This window comes from Vibrio minamisatsumaniensis, assembly GCF_050337445.1.
Taxonomy (GTDB): domain Bacteria; phylum Pseudomonadota; class Gammaproteobacteria; order Enterobacterales; family Vibrionaceae; genus Vibrio; species Vibrio artabrorum.
On the sequence record NZ_JAKJSY010000166.1, the window covers coordinates 1 to 1,663 of the forward strand.

Annotated in this window: 2 protein-coding genes; one reads left to right on the forward strand and one right to left on the reverse strand. The window is 32.5% G+C overall.

Annotated features, from left to right (window positions below):
- Positions 1–980: O-antigen ligase family protein (locus L4B77_RS19910; RefSeq protein ID WP_429752587.1), on the forward strand; the 980-nt coding region annotated here is incomplete at its 5' end.
- Here the strand turns inward: L4B77_RS19910 and L4B77_RS19915 are convergent.
- Positions 928–1,663: glycosyltransferase (locus L4B77_RS19915; RefSeq protein WP_429752589.1), on the reverse strand; the 736-nt coding region annotated here is incomplete at its 5' end. The genes L4B77_RS19910 and L4B77_RS19915 overlap by 53 nt on opposite strands.

Genomic DNA, 1,663 nt, shown 5'->3' on the forward strand with positions numbered 1-1,663 from the left:
GTTCAATAATGTATTATACTATTGGATTTGGTTCTGGAGAAATAAGAAGTTATATTGCAATTTCTCTTTACCTGCTGCTCACAAATAAAACAATCATTGACAAAAAAAACTTAACCTATCTAACTTTACTCGCAGCTTGCATTTCTTTCTTTCTATTAATATACAATGTGTTTACACTTGAAATACCAAGAGGGGTTCAAGTATTCAATCCAATACCATATGCAAATGTTCTTACGATTTATGCAGTTGTATCTTTATATCTCCTGCTTTGTAGGAGATCATACCTACTATTTATTTCCTATTTTTTATTACTTGCCGGAATATTTCTAACTGAAACTAGAGGAGCAATAATACCAGTAATCATAGTTTCATTTCTAATGATTGCCACGCATCTATATAAGACCAATAAATTAAAATTTAGTTATATAGGCATGATATTAATACCTTTGATATTAGCCATGTCATTGAGCTATAATCAAATTGAGGAGCGAATTAATTCTACATTAGTTGAAATTCATAAAATATCGAATGGTGATATGACCTCTTCTATTGGGCTTAGATTCCAAATGTGGAAATCAGCAAGATACTCCTTTGTAAAAAGCCCTATTTACGGCCTAGGAGATTCCCACAGAGAAGTATTAATAGAACTAAATAAAGAAGGCCTTGTTGATGATAGCTTAGTTAAATTTTCACCAAATCACTACCATAACCAGTTCATTGATAAACTTGTAAAGACGGGGATCATTGGATTGATTAGTATGCTAACACTGCTACTAACACCATTAATTGTGGCATACAAAAACAAAAAAGAAAGTAAGTCTTTAATTTTTCACTTAATCCTACTTATGGCCCTTTCATGCCTTACAGATGTGCCGATAAATCACCCTGTAGTTTTAATGCCATTTTTACTTATTAATTATATATTCATTAGCGATATGTGGAAATGTTCAAATGATGATACTTCAAAGCCACCTCACTAGCTAAAAACTTATGTGATAGGCTTGATTTGAAATAATCAGGCCTATCACAAACCAAGTCCATAGCATTCGCAATTTTAGACGGGTCATTAGAATTAACTACAGCGTTACTATTCACATCAACAATCTCTAACACCCCACCACTACAGTTTGTCGTTATAATTGGTGTACCGAGAGCTATCGCCTCTATTAATACTGTCGGTAACCCTTCAAAATCTGAAGTGAGCACTAAGGCCTTTGCGTTCTTTATATAAGGATAGGGATTATCAATAAAGCCACCAAACACGACAAAATCTTGTAGCCCCATATCATTGACTTGGGCCTTAACGGATGACATTCCTGTCCCTCCCCCTAATAGCAAAAGTTTAGTTGAATGACTTGATAACTGACCATATGCATATATCAACCTATCATGTCTTTTAGCTCTATTAAAACGACCTACATGAACAAAATAATCTTGACCAATATCAATATCAATATTCACTTTTGACATAAGTTCTATATCATCGACCTCAACTGGATTGTATATTACTTCATTTTTTGTCTTTGTTTTAAAATTATCTTCATATTCAAGTTGTGAAGCTTTTGAAACGAAGACTAAAGGGTGACTTTTATAAATAGTGCTAATTTGATTTTTTATTTTTATTACTTTTAACCAATTTTTCCCTTTTAAAAAGGCTGAATAA